At 37.1% G+C, this 17237-nt stretch carries 12 protein-coding genes and 1 tRNA gene; 4 read left to right on the top strand and 9 right to left on the bottom strand.

Features of this window, described 5'->3' with window-relative positions:
* Positions 1–7 precede the first annotated feature (7 nt).
* Entirely contained in the window at positions 8–1195 is a 1188-nt protein-coding gene (gene nusA / locus QAP06_RS00060; RefSeq protein ID WP_286465720.1) for a transcription termination factor NusA, read from the top strand.
* Positions 1196–1542: 347 nt separating this feature from the next.
* On the opposite strand, the gene QAP06_RS07770 is transcribed toward nusA, so the two are convergent.
* The 6 genes from QAP06_RS07770 to recG all read right to left on the bottom strand — a co-directional run bounded on the left by QAP06_RS07770 (position 1543) and on the right by recG (position 12205).
* Complete coding sequence (locus QAP06_RS07770) at positions 1543–2448, bottom strand: TaqI-like C-terminal specificity domain-containing protein (protein WP_434059345.1); 906 nt, start codon at positions 2446–2448, stop codon at positions 1543–1545.
* A gap of 127 nt (positions 2449–2575) precedes the next feature.
* A complete protein-coding gene (locus QAP06_RS00055) occupies positions 2576–5263 on the bottom strand; it encodes a type IIG restriction enzyme/methyltransferase (RefSeq protein WP_434059342.1) in 2688 nt (895 codons plus the stop codon).
* A gap of 202 nt (positions 5264–5465) precedes the next feature.
* Positions 5466–8384, bottom strand: coding sequence for a type III restriction-modification system endonuclease (locus QAP06_RS00050; protein ID WP_286465719.1), 2919 nt, complete (start codon positions 8382–8384; stop codon positions 5466–5468).
* Positions 8385–8386: 2 nt separating this feature from the next.
* A complete protein-coding gene (locus tag QAP06_RS00045; RefSeq protein WP_286465717.1) occupies positions 8387–8968 on the bottom strand; it encodes a site-specific DNA-methyltransferase in 582 nt (193 codons plus the stop codon).
* A gap of 4 nt (positions 8969–8972) precedes the next feature.
* Positions 8973–10283, bottom strand: a complete 1311-nt coding sequence (locus tag QAP06_RS00040; protein WP_286465716.1) for a site-specific DNA-methyltransferase — start codon at positions 10281–10283, stop codon at positions 8973–8975.
* Between the two features lie 50 nt (positions 10284–10333).
* The gene (gene recG, locus QAP06_RS00035) at positions 10334–12205 is read right to left on the bottom strand and encodes an ATP-dependent DNA helicase RecG (RefSeq protein ID WP_286465715.1); all 1872 of its coding nucleotides are present in this window, start codon (positions 12203–12205) and stop codon (positions 10334–10336) included.
* 81 nt (positions 12206–12286) lie between these two features.
* Between recG and QAP06_RS00030 the strand changes: the two genes are divergently transcribed.
* Positions 12287–12634, top strand: coding sequence for a hypothetical protein (locus QAP06_RS00030; protein ID WP_000837034.1), 348 nt, complete (start codon positions 12287–12289; stop codon positions 12632–12634).
* 3 nt (positions 12635–12637) lie between these two features.
* Complete coding sequence (locus QAP06_RS00025; protein ID WP_050829552.1) at positions 12638–13273, top strand: outer membrane protein; 636 nt, start codon at positions 12638–12640, stop codon at positions 13271–13273.
* On the opposite strand, the gene QAP06_RS00020 is transcribed toward QAP06_RS00025, so the two are convergent.
* Positions 13270–14022: an exodeoxyribonuclease III gene (locus QAP06_RS00020; RefSeq protein WP_108335067.1), complete on the bottom strand. Its 753-nt coding sequence runs from the start codon at positions 14020–14022 to the stop codon at positions 13270–13272. The genes QAP06_RS00025 and QAP06_RS00020 overlap by 4 nt on opposite strands.
* 101 nt (positions 14023–14123) lie before the next feature.
* Here QAP06_RS00020 and QAP06_RS00015 point away from each other — a divergent pair.
* Positions 14124–14199, top strand: a tRNA-Phe gene (locus QAP06_RS00015).
* Positions 14200–14201: 2 nt separating this feature from the next.
* Here QAP06_RS00015 and QAP06_RS00010 read toward each other — a convergent pair.
* Both QAP06_RS00010 and dnaA read right to left on the bottom strand, forming a co-directional pair.
* Positions 14202–15641: a competence protein gene (locus tag QAP06_RS00010; RefSeq protein ID WP_286465712.1), complete on the bottom strand. Its 1440-nt coding sequence runs from the start codon at positions 15639–15641 to the stop codon at positions 14202–14204.
* Between the two features lie 228 nt (positions 15642–15869).
* On the bottom strand, positions 15870–17237 hold the full coding sequence (dnaA, locus tag QAP06_RS00005) for a chromosomal replication initiator protein DnaA (protein WP_286465711.1): 1368 nt from the start codon (positions 17235–17237) through the stop codon (positions 15870–15872).

The raw sequence follows: 17237 nt of genomic DNA, 5'->3' as shown, positions 1-17237 counted from the left end.
CTTAAGAATGGAAAAAATCAGCGATCTTATAGAATGCATTGCGTATGAAAAAAATTTGCCTAAAGAGATGATTTCAAAAGTGATTCAAGGCTGTTTGTTAAAAATGGCGCAAAACGAGTTAGACCCCCTAGCACGCTACTTGGTGGTTGAAGAGAACAAGCAGTTCCAGCTTATCCAGTTGGTAGAAGTTTTAGAAGATGATGATGAAAGATTGATTAACGACCCTTCTAAATACATCAGCTTGTCTAAAGCCAAAGAAATGGATCCAAGCGTTAAGATTAAAGACGAATTGTCTTACAGCTTGAGTTTGGAGAGCATGAAGCAAGGAGCGATCAACCGCCTTTTTAAAGATTTGCAATACCAGTTAGAAAAAGCGTTAGAAGACAGCCACTTTGAAGCGTTTCAAAAGCGTCTTAACAGCGTTTTAATGGGGCAAGTGATTTTAGTGGATCACAATCAAAACACCTTTATTGAGATTGAGCAGCAATTTCAGGGCGTTCTTTCCATGCGCCATCGCATCAAGGGCGAGAGTTTTAAAGTGGGCGATAGCATTAAAGCGGTTTTAACGCAAGTCAAACGCACGAAAAAAGGCTTACTATTAGAGCTGAGCCGCACCACCCCTAAAATGCTTGAAGCCTTGTTGGAATTAGAAGTCCCTGAAATTAAAGATAAAGAAATTGAAATCATCCATTGCGTGCGAATCCCAGGCAACAGAGCGAAAGTGAGCTTTTTTTCCCATAACGCTAGGATTGACCCCATAGGCGCGGCTGTGGGGGTTAAGGGCGTGCGCATCAATGCGATCAGTAACGAATTGAATAAAGAAAACATTGATTGCATAGAGTATTCTAATGTGCCTGAAATTTACATCACCCTCGCGCTCGCTCCAGCCAAAATTTTAAGCGTTGAAATTAAAAAAATCCCTATAGAAGAATTGAGCACTGAAGAAAAAGAGTCCATTCAAGAGCGTTTTATTGTCAATAACCATTTGCAAAAGGCTAAAGTGCGCTTGTTAGACATTGAAAAATCTAAGGCTATCGGTAAAGGCGGGGTGAATGTGTGTTTAGCGTCCATGCTTACAGGCTATCACATAGAGTTTGAAACCATTCCTAGCGTCAAAGAAAACGCAGAAAATGAAAGCGAAAAAGAAACGCCAAAAGTGGGGGTAGAAGCTTTAGAGTCTTTGTTTAAGAGTTAAGGGTGTCTAAAATCCAATCTCTAAAAAGCTTTTAACTAAATTTCAAAAATTTGGAAGAAAGTTTTTTGATGCAATTTTAAATCAGCGGTTTGTAGCTTTTATCAAAATCGTTTTTGTAAGATTAGGATAAAATCATGCTCACCCCCTAGTTTTTTTGCTAGAGATTAGGGGGTAAATTACCTTCAAAGGATTACTATGTCCAAAAAACATGGTAAAAAGCCTTTGGTTGTATTATACTTAAAAATACCTTTTTTTAAGTATAGGGTTAAAATCGTTGTTAAAAAAACCCATTAAGCCAAAGGTTTCCCCTATTTAAGGGGTTTCCTTTAAGGTAAAGCGCTTTTTATTCACTGCCCGTCTTCAATGATCTTAATTTCTTCATCGGTGAGATTATAGAGCTGATAGACTAAGGCGTCAATTTCTTTTTCTGATTCTAAGGTGTTGGCTTTAGGGTCTTTTTCTTTTAGCGCTAGGATTTGCTCTGCGCCATCGGTGATTTTACGGGCTAATTCTTGGTTTTGCGGCGTGATTTTAGGAATGGGTATTTTTTCTAAAGCATGCTTATTGTATTGATAACCACTTTTGCCTAAAATACAACCTCCGCAAAAATTTTTAAAATAGAATGTAATCAGTTTAGAATTGAGTAAAGCAGTCAAAAGCTTAAGATTATGAGCATCACTAACAATCATAAATGCAGTTTTTTCTAAAAATATTCCACTGTTTTCATATTTAAAATACGCCCCCTGTGAAGTCTCTGGATACACAATTTTCTCTTTTTCAAAATCCTCTAAATACGCGCAATTCCTTAAGTGATAGGGGGTGTCTCCTTGATCGCATCGTGTGGCAATAATATCATAATAAGAGTCTAAATGCGCTTTTGTTGCGGGGGTTTTTTCTATATCAATGGGAGGGATTTTAGATTTGAGGGCAGAAGTGTAGCCGTTATGGGTGTTGATAACCCACAAATCCGCCCACTCATAAGAATACCTTTTAATGTCTTTCCCTCTCAAAATGGGCTTAATAAGCACTTCTGTGCGCTCCCTTTCTTCTTGCGTCTTGCAAGCGTTCAAAATGGCGTCTCTTTTTTCAGTGGGAATGATAAAGGCTTCGTTACAACCGGTTAAAATGCCACGATAGATTTGAATGTCCCAGTCTTTAAGCGGGGTGCCGATACTCTCTATTTTGTCCCTCAAATCTAAAAGCGTGGGGTTGGCAAAAATAAAGCTTTCTGTTGAAAGCGCGTTTTGTCTCATGGGTAGAGAATGGGCGCTTTTCAAATCGTTTCCATCGTTTGGGGTGGGTTCGTAATATTTAAAAACGCTCTCTTTGGGGGGTGGCTGTTTGATGAAACTCACAATACTGGTATCCACGGTGGCACTCTCAAAGACTTTTAAGGCGTTCAATTCCATGTAACTGACAATAGTGGTTTTTTTTGAGTAGCAATTCTCTTAATTTAGCGCCGTATTTGGCGCGCGCGTATTTGTTGGAAGTGATGAAAGCGTTAAACCCCTTTTCTTTTAAAAGATTGTAAGATAGGGCAAAAAAGTAGGTGTAAAGGTCAGCGGTGCTGTTGTAGAAATCTTGGTATTGCTTTTCTAATAAAGGCTTTATGTCTTTGATGTGTTCTTGGCGGATATAAGGCGGGTTGCCAATGATGCAATCAAAGCCTAAAAAATCCCCCTCATCATTTAAAACTTCAGGGAATTCAAAGCGCCATTCAAACGCATTTTGATACTCTCCACCACTTAAGGCATCATCAAGCTTTTTTCTTAAAGCTCTAATACGCCCATAAGAAGCAAAAGCCTCTTCCTCTTCTTTGTGGCTTAGTTTAAGCGTGCCAAAAAGGCTTAGGATAAAGTAATTTAACCCATCTAGCAAACTCTTATCGTCTAGGGCAAAGAAATTGTATTTTTTGATGTGTTTTTCAATAGCCTTTTCAAGCTCTGCTTTGGTTTTAGGGTCTTTGAGTGTGAGGGAAAAAGTGTTTTTTAAGTCTTGGATTTTGTTGATAAGATCTTGCTTATTTAAGGGATAGAAAGGGTTTGGGTCTTTGTATTGGGCGACTAGATCTTTATATTCTTGGATTTTTTTCTTGATATTGGGGATCTTTTTGAGATCATCATTCAAATTAAAGCGTGAGATCAAGCTGTTAGCGCACTTGATGTTAATATCAATGTTGGGGAGGGTTTCAAGCGCATTAGTGTTCTTACCCTCTTTAAAAATGTAATAGCTGTATTTTAAAAGCTCTATCCATAGCCTGAGCTTGGTGATTTCGCAAGAATTGGGGTTAATATCCACGCCAAAAAGGCAGTTTTCAATGATGTCTTTTTTAAGCTCAAAAAGTTCTTTTTGGATTTGGTGGTGGGGGTCGTTTTCGCTATGCGGTTTGGTGTAGTTAAAGATTTCACCCGTTGGCGTGTAGTGAATGATGATTTCATCGTTTTCTAATTTAAGATCGTAGCGATGCAAGGAAGCAATAAGCCCTAGCTTGTAAGCAATCCACACCATTTCATTGAGCGCAGAAACCAAGAAATGCCCGCTCCCCACCGCCGGATCGCAAATGCGTAAAGTGAGAAGGAATTGCAGATATTCTTTGCGTTTATCCTCTTTATAGCTATCATTTTTGAGATAATTTTTTAATTCTTCTAATTTTTCACACTCTATATTGTATTTTTGATTGAATTTATCCAACACAATTTGGCTGATACTCTCTTTGCACATGTAGCTTGTAATGAAGCTTGGGGTATAAAAAGCTCCCTCTTTATAGCCGTTGAGTTTTTCAAAAACAAGCCCTAAAACGGCAGGGTTGATCAAACGGCTTTCGCTGGTATTTGTATTATCTTTAATGTCTTTAGGGGTGGTGGTGAAATCATAAACGCGCAAAAATGCAAAAAGGTATTCCAGCAAGGGCAAATCTTTTTCTTTTTGATAATCTTCATGTTTTTTGAGAACGGAATTTTTATAGATTTCTAGCTTTTTATTGTCTAAAAGTTTGATTTCATACACCTTTAATTCCAAAGGCGTTTCATCAAACAAACTGGAATTCAAATAAGGGATTTTTTCTAAAATCTTGTCTTCTTTAATTTCTTTGAAACGCTCGTTATTTTTCTTGGCTAGGACTTCAAAAAAGAGGGTGTTTAGGTCGTTGAAATCGTTAAAGTGTTCTGTGGTTAAGAAAGGTTTTTCAAAATGCTTGAAAGAAATTAAAAGGCTTTCTAAAAGCCGTAAAAACAAGATGCGGTTATTCCAAGCGATGAGTAACGCCATGACTTCTTCATCGTCTAAATTTTTGTATTTCTCTCTTAAAGCATCGCTTAGGGAATTTTTGGTGCGGCTAGGCTTGATTAAAATTTTCCCTTTGTCATTTTGCTCTTCTAACCCTAAAATGTAAAGCAATTCTTCATAAAAATCTTTGTTAAGCGTGTTAGCGTCAGAATATTTTGGAATTTTGAGCAAAAAATTAGGGCTTAGGACTTGATAGATTAGGGCTAAATTTTCTTTTTTGAGAGGGATATAGTGGTATTTCAAAGAATGATCAAGTTCATTAAGGCGCTTTTGGCAAACATCATAAAACGCTTTTGTGCTTGTATCATTACCCTTTCTATCGTAGCAATCTTTAAAGGCGTTTTCAATTTCTTTATCTCTATTAAAAACCTCAAATTCGTTCGCATCAATGATATAAAGCTCTTTAATAGTGGCTAAGATAAGATGCTTAAGGTTATTATTACCATTTTTTCTTTCTATGAGATAATAGAAAAGGCTTTCATGCAAGGCTTTAACATTCAAATCACCCTTTTTAATAAATTCGTTGGGGTTTTTAAGGGCTTTAAATTCAATGATCACTTCCACTTCGTTATTTTCATTAAGAATAGCGCTGTCTATTCTTTTGGTGGGCTTAACCTTGTATTTAAAAACACCTTTCAATAAATCATTAAAAGCGTCGTTTTGGTGATTTTCATTTTCTTGTGGGTTGGTTTCTAAAAAGGCGTCAAAAGCGGTTTCAAAAGCTTTCAGTTGCTCTTTATTTGGGTAGTTTGTGTTGGGTAAATCTAATTTTTTATAATCCATGTTAATTCCTTACATCGCTTAAAAACACATGCTTTAAAAGTTTATCGTTGTTTATAAAAGCGTTTTTAAATGCCACGCTTTTATAAGTGTAATGCTTTTCAATGCTTTGAAATGGGATAAAGACGATTATAACAAAAGCGGCATGAATTTTAAATAAAACGCTTTTCTTTAAAATTGTTCCATGTGAAACATTAAAATAACTCTAATCTTTACGATTTAAAACCTCATTGATCAACGTGCTTAATTGATCTTTATTCAACTTGGTTTTGTATTCAATGTTCACGCCTTGCTTTTTTAAAGCTTCAAAAAATTTCTTAGCGGTTGAAATTTTCCGCCACTCTTCTTCGCGCAATTCGCTTTCATTTTCAACCCCCTTAGTTTCTACCACTAACAACACTTTTTTATCGTTGTTTTCAACCACATACCCAAAATCAGGGCTATAAGTTTGATTGAACCCTATCGGGATCTTAACCCTAGGGAGCTTGCCAAAAACAATGATTTTAGTGTCGTTAGATTCTTCAATCGTGTCTTTTTCAATCTCGCTTTCCACTTGCATGAAATTTTCATACAGGCATTTTTCTTGAGCGCTTGAATTTTTAATCTCGTATTTATCCCCCACCAATCCCCCGTCTAAAAACTCTCTGATTTCTCCTTTTTCATCATAAAACGCATCGTTTTTTCTGTTTTTAATCGTCGTTTCGCGCATTTGATAGGAAATTTTATCTTTAATATTTTGATAAATAATTTCCAAAAACAGCTCTTCTAATCGCTTTAAGCTCTCTTGTTCGTTTTTTTTGATGAGCTCAAACTTGTTTTCATCAATTTTTTCTAACACTTTAGCCACGCTTTTAAAACTCAATTTCACCTTATTGGACAAGGCGCTGATAAATTCATGCAGACTCCACACGCATGCGCTTTTTTGCTCAAAAATCTCTGTTTTAGCGTTATTTCCCATAGTTTCTACTTTTTTATGAGTCGTAACCGAAACGATTTTTGACTTGACATTAAAAGAAGAATCGATTTTTTTGACAATCTCATCAATCAAGCTCTCGCTATCAATGGCATAAGCGATCCGGGCTTGATGATTCAAACCCTCCCATAAGGTTTCAAATTTCTTAAAATTTTCTTTATTGATTTTGATTTTTTCACTCTTTCGCTCGTTTTTGCTCCTCACTCTAAAATGGCCCACTAAACGATTTTTTAAAAAATCTTTTAATTTTTCAAGATCCAGGTATTTTTCATCTTTTAATTTTTCCAGTTCTGGCTCTTTTTCTAAAAATTCGTTTTGATTGAGAGTGAGTTTAAAGTTTTCATCATCTGTTTTTTCTCCAAAACCAAAACCCTCTAATGTTTCCAATAAAGCCCCGTAATACCCTTTTTTAACAATGCCGCTTTTTTCTAACTCTTCACCGCTAAATACTTGTTTAATCAAGCTATGTTCGCTTATCTCTTGCTGGATCGCTCCCACAAAATCCCCCTCAACTTGCGGCACGATCACCACCAATTCATTGACAAAATCAAAATCGGCATGCTCTTTAGTGATGCGTTCGCCCTTATCATTCACAGCGAGCCTTAACCCCCTACCGATTTGTTGCAATTTAGTGATATTGGAATGGCTAGGGGCTAATTTGCAAATCGTCATCACATTAGGGTTATCCCACCCCTCTTGCAACGCCCATTGCGAAAAAATAAACCTGAGATCGGATTCAAAACTCAGCAATTTTTCTTTTTCTTTTAAAATGAGCGCGATCACTTGGGCTTCATCGCTCTCTTTCTTGCTTTTAGCAAAATACCCTCCATGCACTTTGTAAATAGCGTCTTTGGTGCGCTCTAAATACGCTCTGTAATTGTCGTCTAAATTTTCTTTTTTTAAGACTTCTTCAAGCTTTTGCTGGTAGAGTTTTTCAAATAAAAGGGCTAATTTGGCCGGCTTTTCATTCTCGCTTAAATAGCTATTCACCCCGCTAATAAACACCATGAACAAGGCTTTAATCCCCTTTTTAAAAAGCCCTTCTTCTCTTTCAAAATGGCTTTTTATCGCTTCTTTCAGCATCATTTCTTGCTCGCCCTCTAAAAGATGAGAAAAAGGCTCTTTTTGATCCAGTAACAAATTAAAGCCATTGAGAAAACGAACCTCAGTTTTAGTGATATTTTCTACAATATAATCTTCTAAAGCGCCAATTTGAGTTAGTGCACCTAAATTATCGTGCTTTTTGACTTTGACGCTTTTAGTTTTATTTTCTAAATTCGTGTAGCTAATCGTAGCCTCATATTCATTTTGTTTTTTGCTAACCTCTTTAAGCTCTAAAAAATACTCTTGACTCTCCCCCACAGACGCCACGCTAATGCTTTTCACTAGGGCGCAATCAAACGCTTTTTTGCTGTCTAGCGCGTAAATCAAATTATTATAATCGTCTTTAAAAGTCGCTCCAAACCTGAGCGTGATTAAAGCGTTTAATTGTTCCAAATATTTTTTTGTTTTATCGCCTAAAAATCGGTGCGGTTCGTCCATGATCACTACCGGGCGCATACTCGCTAAAGCTTGCATGTAACTTTTTGCGCCATTGAACAGATTCGTGTTCTCTAAGCATGATTGATTGATAGTGTTTTTCTCTTTATTAAAGGCAGAAAAAGTCATCACCAACACGCAGCATTTATGGTTGCTCGCTAGAATGAATCTTTCTACATCTTCATAGCTTTCTAAATGCGTGTTAGAATACTCGCTTTTAAAAAATTCTCTGGTGATTTCAATACTCTTTAAAACCCCTAATTTAATAGCGTTGCTTGGCACTAAAACGATGAATTTTGACAAATGGTAGTTTTTGTGCAAGGCATAAACGCATTCCAAAAAGCAAAAGGTCTTCCCTGTGCCTGTTTCCATTAAAATATCGCAGTTTAACGACTTGTCAATCCCCACGCTTCCCTGGGTTATTTTTTGTTTCGATCGCAAGTTTTGGATATTTTCTAATAAAAGATCTTTGAGTTCCCCTATTTCAAAAACAGGGTTAAAAATCCTTTGAGCGTCATTTTCTGGCTCTCTCAAATAAATCCCTTTAAACACCCCTAAAATTTGATTCAAGCATTTTTCTTGATAATCCAATCGTTTGAATTTGATTTTCACCTCTACCCCCTAATCTTTAAATCGCCGCTCTCTAATTTCAAATCAAACAAATTACTGCCCAATTCCAAACACAGCCTATCGTTACTGATAGCTGGCATATACATGCTAATTTTTTCCACCCCTTTATCTTTCAAGTTTTCTAAAATTCCGCTCATTTCTATATCCCCCACAATGAAAGCCGTATTTAAAGCCAGATACAAGGCGTTTTCAACCAAGCAAGTTATAGGGGTAGTGAGTTCCAAACCCTCGCAGCCTAAAAGCTTGATTAAAATCGTTTGAGTTTCTTTTTTTTTGGGGTTAGAATAAGCGAATAAATCCTTTTGAGTGGCTCCACCAAGATTTTTATCGCTCGTTTCATCATCAATGATTTCAAACGCTCTAAACCCCACATCTAAATACGGACAAGCTTCTTTGATTTTAGCCCCCGCTCTTTTAATCCTTTCTTCGGTAATGTCAAAAATGCTTGGAGAGGGTGATTTTAAGGTGTTTAAACAAAAATCATGCGCGCTTTTGTTTTTCTTGGGGTCAATTTTTTCATCTAACTGGACGAGAATGAAGCGCCTTTCTTTAAATGTGGCGTTCAAGCCATTAAATAACCCCCCCCCCCTCACTTAATTTTTGATAATCGCTCTTATTACTCTCTAGCACGGCATGCGCGGTTGTCCCGCTCCCGGCAAAAAAATCTAAGATGATGTCGCCTTTTTCGGTAGCATGTTCTACAATCTTAACCATAAAATCCACACCCTTTGGATAAGTGAAATATTCTCCCATCCCCAAACTTAAAAGCTCTTTCGTTGCGGTTTGGTTCATGTAACAATTATCGCTAAAAATTAAACTATCAAAAGTCTTTTTTGTGGTTTTTAAATCCTTTAAATAGCGTTTGTAAATGAAGCCTCTTTCATTTTCCTTATATTCTTTTTTAAAACAAATCCGCCCTTCGTTAATGTGTTTTTGTAAAGTATTTTGAGAAAAACGCCAAAACATTCCTTTAGGCGGATAATCCACTTTATTTGTATAAGGGTTAGTAACCCCAAAATATCCTGTTTTTACATTCCCGCTTTTTGCACTAGGATCAGCACCAACCCACGCTCCATTAGGGTCGTTATCAGGGTTTTTGTAATTTTCTAAATTCTTTTCTCCGCCCAAGAGATTGACAAATTCTTTATCTTTAGCATAGCAAAGTAAAAACTCATGCTGGTAATTTAATCCGATTTTTGCATCATTGGTTGTGGATTTTGTTTTACGGATAAAATCTCCAACAAAATTATCCTCCCCAAAAATTTCATCGCACAAGATTTTTAAATTCGCGCATTCGTTATCGTCAATGCTGATAAAAATCACGCCGTCTTGTTTGAGCAAATCTTTAGCGAGTAGCAATCTAGGATACATGAAACTAAGCCACCCGCTATGGCATTTTGACCCAAAAAGATTCTTGATATAATCCAGCTTTTCTTTAGAATAATCCAATTGTTTTAAAGTCTCTTCATTGGATTGCGAGAAATCATCGCTATAGATAAAGTTATCGTTTTTCGTGTTGTAAGGCGGATCAATGTAAATCATTTTGATTTTTTCGCTATAACTTTGTTTTAAGATTTTGAGAGCGTCTAAATTATCGCCCTTGATGAGAATGTGCTTGCTAGTGGATTCGTTTAAGGGCTTTAAAATCTTATTGTTTTTCTTAAAAGCTTGATTTAAGGCGATTTTCTTACCCACAAAATCCAACCCATAGCCCTCTTCTTTTATCTCGCTAAAATCCCCTAGTAACGCTTTCAATCTTCCCACATCCAGCGTGAGCTTGTTATCATTTTCCACACTCAAGCAACCGGGAAAATAACGATTAAAAATTTCTAAATTTTTTTCATTAACGCTTTTTTCTTCACAAACTTCTTTATTTTGCATTGCTATCCTTTATTTTAAATGATTTAAATTACCCAATTCCACCTTAATTTTCAATTTTCAAATGTTCCATGTGAAACGCTAGCGGCCTTTAAAAAATCCTGTTTCACTTCAGCGATAATGCTTTCATCTTTGGCTAAATCAATGTATTCAAAACTATTCCCGCTCTGCTCCCCACCCTGAAGTAAATCCCCGCTTTTTCTGTATTCTAAATCCAATTCAGCGATTTTAAAGCCGTCCAATTCATCAGCAAATTTTTCCAATCGTTCGTTTTCTTCTTGGATCGTGCATAAAAAACAATAGCCTTTCAAGCCGTTACGAGACACGCGCCCCCTTAACTGGTGTAAAGTCGCTAAGCCTAACCTTTCGGGCGCTAAGATCACCATCACGCTCAATCGTGGTAAAGAAATGCCCACCTCAATGAGCGTAGTCGCTAAAAGAATGCTCCCGGACTCTCTGAATTCTTCAATCACTTCCTCTTTATTTTTATCTTGCCCTGAAGTGGTATAAACCTTTTTAAAGCGTTTTTGCCAAAAACTCGCCCCCTCACTGAGCGATAAATACGGGATTTTTTCGCTTTCATTCACTAGCGGATAAACGACAATGACTTGATGGTTTTTAGCGATTTCTTCGCTGATTTTTTCCATCACTATTTTAAAATCTCTTTTATGCAAGACTAGAGTTTCAATTTCTTTAGGGTAAGGGATTTCTCTAATCATGGTCGTTTTCACAAACGTGCTTTTGGCTAAAGCCAGAGTGCGAGGAATGGGGGTAGCGGAAAATTGCAAGGAATGGGGTTTATTACCCTTACTGCTTGCCATTTTTTCTAATTGGTAGCGCTGCTTGGTGCCAAATCTATGCTGTTCATCAGTGATTACTAGTGCGAATTCATCTAAATCGCGCTTATCAAACAACAACGCTTGCGTGCCGATGATAACATGCGTGATTGTTTCAAACAAATGATTGGATCGCTTCTTGTGGCTTCCGCCGAGCAGCAATTCCACTTCAAAATAAGGGGGTAAAAATTTTAAGGCTTCGTTATAAAGCTGTTTAGCGAGAATGGAAGTGGGTGCCATTAAAAGGGTTTTATTAGGGTAAGCTAATACCATGCTCGCTAAAATCACCATTGTTTTCCCGCACCCCACATCGCCTATAATCAAACGCTTGCACGCTATGGGGCTAGTGAGATCGTTTTGGATTTCTTTAATGGCGTTTTGTTGATCGCGCGTGAGTTTAAAGGGTAAAGAAGCGATAAACGCTTTCAAGCGTTCGCTGTTATTGGGGCATGCGATTTTAGCGCCAAATTGCAATTTCTTGCGATCTAAATTTTTCATATAAAAAAGCATTTCAATGTATTTTAATGCATTTAAATGTTGCGAAGGGAAATTTTTATTCGTTTCAAAATCCTTGACAAAATGCGGCGTGGGGAAAAAGATTTCTAACAATAAATGCGCGATATTCTCTTTAACGCCTTCCTTTTTTAAATTTTCTAGTGAAATGAGTTTTTGTAAATTTTCTTGTATTTTTTTATGATTTTTAACTTTTTTAAAAATTAAAGAAATCTTGCCAAATTCGGTAAGGATTTTAGGCGTGTTAATGATATAAGCTTGATTAAAAGAACTTTGCTCTAATTTACCATAAATGAACAAACTCTCGCCGGTTTTAAACTGGCTGTGATGGAACGCGCTGTAATTGAAAAAAACAAGCTCTAAATTTTTGTAAAATCGTTTGGAATAGGCAAAAATCTTTAAAACTTTGGCGTAGTTTCTTTTATCTAAAATACCCACTTCTAAAACGCCGCTCAAGCCCAGTTCAAAATGTTCTAATAAATTCAAATCTTTATAGCCTTTGGGCGTATAAACAAGCAAGGCTTCTAAAAGCGATTTCACATCCAATGTTTTTAATAAGTTCTCTGTTTCTTGCAATTTGTTCTTACCCTAGCCAATCCTTAATCATTTTTATGATAAGATAGTCAAATTATACATTGACTTAAGGAAATTTAATTGATGAAATCTAAAATCACTCATTTTATCGCTATCTCTTTTGTTTTAAGCCTGTTTAGCGCATGCAAGGACGAGCCTAAAAAATCGTCTCAATCGCACCAAAACAACACCAAAACCACTAAAAACAATCCAATCAATCAAGCGAATAATGATATAAGAAAAATTGAGCATGAAGAAGAAGATGAAAAAGCCACCAAAGAAGTGAATGATTTGATCAATAACGAAAATAAAATTGATGAAATCAATAATGAAGAAAACGCTGATCCTTCGCAAAAAAGAACGAACAATGTTTTGCAACGAGCCACTAACCACCAAGACAATCTCAGCTCCCCACTCAACAGGAAGTATTAAAGTGTGAAATTTTTTTCAAAGGATTTATTTAAAAAAGTAATCCCCTTATTTTTAAGCGTTTATTTTTTAAACCCCACCATTATGCAAGCCAAAAGCCGTTTTTATGTGGCTTCTCAATATCAGGTAGGGAAAATGATCATGAAAAAATACAACGATCTTAAACGCACGATTGAAGGGGCGAGCTTTTCTTTAGGCTGGGAGATTAACCCCACTAATTATTGGTTTTATTCCCGCTATTACTTTTTTATGGATTATGGGAATGTCATACTCAATAAAAGAACGGGCGCTCAAGCGAACATGTTCACTTATGGCTTTGGGGGGGATTTGATCGTGGAATACAATAAAAACCCCTTGTATGTTTTTTCCCTTTTTTATGGCATGCAAGTTGCTGAAAACACATGGACGATTTCTAAGCACAGCGCGAATTTTATCATTGACGATTGGCGCAGCATTCAAGGGTTTTCGCTCAAAACTTCCAATTTCAGGATGTTGGGTTTAGTGGGGTTTAAATTCCAAACCGTGCTATTCCACCATGACGCTAGTATTGAGGTGGGAGTCAAATGGCCCTTTGCTTTTGAATACGACTCACCCTTTGTAAGGCTTTTTTCTGTCTTTATCTCGCACACTTTCTATCTTTAAACTAATTCCAACCCCACCGGGCAATGATCGCTCCCTAAAATATCTTTATAGATTAAAGCGTCTTTTAAGCGCGTTTTTAAAGGGTTAGAGCATAAAAAATAATCAATGCGCCAACCAATGTTTTTATCCCTTGCTTGTTGCATGTAACTCCACCAGGTGTAAGCCTTTTCTTTGTTGGGGTAAAAATAACGGAAAGTGTCAATAAAGCCAGCGTTCAAAAGCTCGCTGAATTTCCCTCTCTCTTCATCGCTAAAGCCCGCGTTTTTTCGGTTGGTTTTGGGGTTTTCTAAATCAATTTCATTGTGAGCCACATTCAAATCCCCGCATACAATGACCGGTTTTTTTAACTCTAAAGTTTTTAAAAATTTCTTAAATTCCACTTCCCAACTCATGCGATAACTAAGCCTGGATAGGGCTTGTTGGGAATTAGGGGTATAAACATTCACTAAATAAAACGACTCAAATTCGCAAGTTACTACGCGCCCTTCTTTGTCATGCTCTTCCATATTGATACCATAGCTCACGCTCAAAGGCTCTTTTTTAGTGAAAGTTACCACCCCAGAATAGCCCTTTTTAATCGCGCAATTCCAAAAATCAAAATACCCCTTAAATTCAAAGGTGTTTTGTTCTTGCTGCATTTTAGATTCTTGAATGCAAAAAACATCCGCATTTACGCTATTGAAAAAATCCATAAAGCCCTTAGTCATGCAAGCTCTTAACCCGTTCACATTCCATGAAATCAATTTCATTTTAATCCTTGTTCCCTTTTGAGTGAATTATATCTTTTTAGTCATTTTTTTAAAAATTAAGCTTTATTTTACCTTTTTTATGTAATAATTGTCTTTTGCTTGGCTTGATAGCTCAGTCGGTAGAGCAGAAGACTGAAAATCTTCGTGTCGGTGGTTCGATTCCGCCTCAAGCCACCATCTTAAACTTCGTTGAATAAATAATTCCCCTTTTTGACACACACAACACGAGAGTTTTCAATACTCAAAGGCGTGCTTTTAGCTCGTGGTTGTTCTTCTATTTCTAAAGCCATGCACACCCCTTCTTTAAAGCGCACATGGTTTTTAACCCATTCTTTGTATTCACTGCTTTCTTTGACTATATCGTTTAAATAATGCCCCTCATACACTTCCACAAATTCCATGAACTTTTCATTCAAATTCAATTCATTATGCGTTATTTCGCTTTTTCGTGTGGAAGAATAAGCCAATTCGCTGGTTTCATAGAAAGTTGGCTCTGTTTGATTGTCTTGTTTGGGGCGCTCATAAATGGCTTTTACTAATTGCGTGGTGATTTCATACTCACTCTCCCACGCTTGTTTTAAAGGCTCTTCTATCAGATAGCATTGCCTAATCGTGCCGTCTTTTCTTGCTCTAGCCCTTTTGCATTTTTCTGTAGAGCTTCTGGCTTGGAGAATGGTAAAATTGTTTTTAGCTTCAAAAGTTTGTGGCTCTTCTAAAGGCTCTGTTTTATGAACAGAGATTTTAGAATAGGGGGTAGTGATTTTACCGCTTTTATTTTCAGCGTTGCTGTAGTCGCAAGGGGTAATGTCTGTCGCAGTCTGTTTGTCTTCATCAACGCGTTTTAAAATGCTTGGGCGGTAGGCTTGTAAATTTTCATCATCATAGACCCACTTCCCACATGCAAATTCTTTGATATTAGGATCTCTAACGGCTTGTTTTTCCACATTATCCCTATTCTTATTGCTTTCATTGTGTTCATTAATATTAGCGTTAGGAGCGTTGTTAGGGAGCGTTTTTTCAGTGGGTGGTGCTATGAAGAGGTTGTTTTCTTGATCTTCTGAAGAATGCTTTAAAGGGGGTTTAGTGTCGTTTGTTGGCGTTTTAACTTCATTAGTGGGGCTTGTTTTGCTAGGAGTTGCTAAAGGCTGTAAAAGGCTGTTTTTAGAGTTTTTAGAGCCTAGTTTGGGCTCTGGGTAAGAAAAGTTTTGAGGAGGTTGTTGCGATGAATGGGGTTTGTTTTGTGGTTTTTGCATGGGTGCGTTTAAAGAAGGCATTTGGTGCGGGTGTGACTCTTTCAATTCTTTTGAAGAAAAAACAATCTGGGTGTTTCTAGGGATAGTAGGGCGGTTAGGGTTTAAGGTCGTTTCTAAAGAAAGTTTTTCATCAAGGGGTTGATAGACAATTGCAGTGGACATGTGGGTGATAGTGAGCGTGAGTTTTTTGTGTGGGGAGATATTATAAACGCCTAAAACTTGTCTTGGTTCTTTAGAATCAAGGACTTTAGCCTTAAAAGTGCCTTTATGCGGCGAAGTTTTGATCTCTTCTAAAAGCTCGATCACAAGGGCTTGAAGAGGGTTAGAGAAAGTCAGAAAGAAAGACAGACAAAGGGTTTTTTTCATGCTTGTTCCTTTTTATTTTGGATTTTTGGATTATATCTTAAAAAAAGGTTTAGTAAAAGTTATCAATAAGTTATAAATAGGTAACACTTTGATTAATAATAATTAGTAACAGTAGTAGGGGCGTGAATGGATGGAATGAAAAATTAAAAAGCTTTAGAGGCGCGCGTTTTTAAGGGGGTTGTGGGATTTGAAAAAAAGTGAATGAAACGCTTTTTGATGAGCCTTTTTTCATTCACTTGAATTGAAAGCGGTTTTTTTGTCGTTCAATTCGGTTAAGCGGTTTTTGATTTCTTCTCTAAGGCTTAGGATAAAAGGGCTTTTTTCTTCTTCAAGCATTTTTTTAACGCTAGAATACATTTTAGAAATGCTTGAATGATCCTTTAAATCCAAAAATTGAGCGAGCGAGAGCGTGGGGTTAGGGGTATAAAGCCTGGCGAAATACACGACTAATTTTCTCGCTAGAGCGACATTTTTTTGGCGCGAAGAGACCTTGATTTCACTGGATTTGAGATTTAAGCTTTGTGCGACAGCGAGCAAGATATTTTCCAAGCTTGAGCCTTCAGCATGATCTTTTTGCAAATCTTCTAAAACGGTTTTAGCGAGGTTCAAATCAATGGTAGTGTTCATTAAGTTCGCGTTCACGCTGATTTTAATGATCGCGCCTTCCATTTGGCGGATGTTGTCGCTGATGTGTTGGGCGATGTATTCCATCACTTCTTCAGGCAAAGTGATTTTATTGAGTTGGCATTTTTGTTTGACAATGGAAAGTTTGGTTTCTAAATCAGGGGGCATGACTTTAGCGGTTATCCCCCATTCAAAGCGCGATTTTAAGCGATCTTCTAAGCCGGCGATATTTTTAGGCGATCGGTCTGAAATCAATACGATTTGTTTGCTGTTGGCGTGCAAATCGTTAAAAGTGTGGAAAAATTCTTCTTCTAGCTTGGGTTTTCCTTGCAAAAATTGAGCGTCATCTAACAAGAAAAAGTCGCAATGGCGGTATTTTTTTTTAAAAGAGTCCATGGCTTTGTTGTCTAAATGTTTCAGGAAGTCTGTCAAAAAATCTTCTGAAGTGACTAACACGACTTTTTTACGCTTTTCTAGAGCATGGTTGCCGATAGCGTTTAAGATGTGCGTTTTGCCTAACCCTGTGCCGCCATAAAAAAGCACCGGGTTATAAGGGGGGGTATCGCTTTGGGCGACTTTTTTAGCGATTTCATAAACGGTGTTATTGCATGAGCCTACGACAAAATTTTCAAAAGTGTAAGAGTCTTTGACGCTCGTTTTTATGGCTTTGTAATTGATATTAGCTTGGGTGCTAATTTGGATTTTAGGCGCTACTTCAATACGCACATCCACGCTATGGGCTAAATGCATGCCGACTTTATTCTGGCTTAAAATTTTTTTAAGCAACGCGCCGTGTTTGGCCGTAATCCAATTGCATAAGAGCATGTTAGGGGCATAAAAAAAGGCGATATCGCTCTTGCTCGCGTTAGGGTTGTATTTGAGTTGGCTCAAGCAATTTTCATACTCTATGAGGCTAACTTCTTGTTTGATTAGCGCCAAGATTTCTTTTTCAATATTGTTGTTGGTATCCAT

It is taken from the genome of Helicobacter pylori (assembly GCF_030323545.1).
In the GTDB taxonomy this organism is placed as follows: Bacteria; Campylobacterota; Campylobacteria; order Campylobacterales; family Helicobacteraceae; genus Helicobacter; species Helicobacter pylori_CO.
Note: the sequence above shows the minus strand (reverse complement) of the source record. Positions and strands in the feature narration are given on the sequence as shown.

Coding starts and splice junctions, on each gene's coding strand:
- nusA (WP_286465720.1), top strand. CDS start 8: ATGGAAAAAATCAGCGATCTTATAGAATGCATTGCGTATGAAAAAAAT.
- QAP06_RS07770 (WP_434059345.1), bottom strand. CDS start 2,448: ATGAGACAAAACGCGCTTTCAACAGAAAGCTTTATTTTTGCCAACCCC.
- QAP06_RS00055 (WP_434059342.1), bottom strand. CDS start 5,263: ATGGATTATAAAAAATTAGATTTACCCAACACAAACTACCCAAATAAA.
- QAP06_RS00040 (WP_286465716.1), bottom strand. CDS start 10,283: ATGCAAAATAAAGAAGTTTGTGAAGAAAAAAGCGTTAATGAAAAAAAT.
- QAP06_RS00030 (WP_000837034.1), top strand. CDS start 12,287: ATGAAATCTAAAATCACTCATTTTATCGCTATCTCTTTTGTTTTAAGC.
- QAP06_RS00020 (WP_108335067.1), bottom strand. CDS start 14,022: ATGAAATTGATTTCATGGAATGTGAACGGGTTAAGAGCTTGCATGACT.
- QAP06_RS00010 (WP_286465712.1), bottom strand. CDS start 15,641: ATGAAAAAAACCCTTTGTCTGTCTTTCTTTCTGACTTTCTCTAACCCT.
- dnaA (WP_286465711.1), bottom strand. CDS start 17,237: ATGGATACCAACAACAATATTGAAAAAGAAATCTTGGCGCTAATCAAA.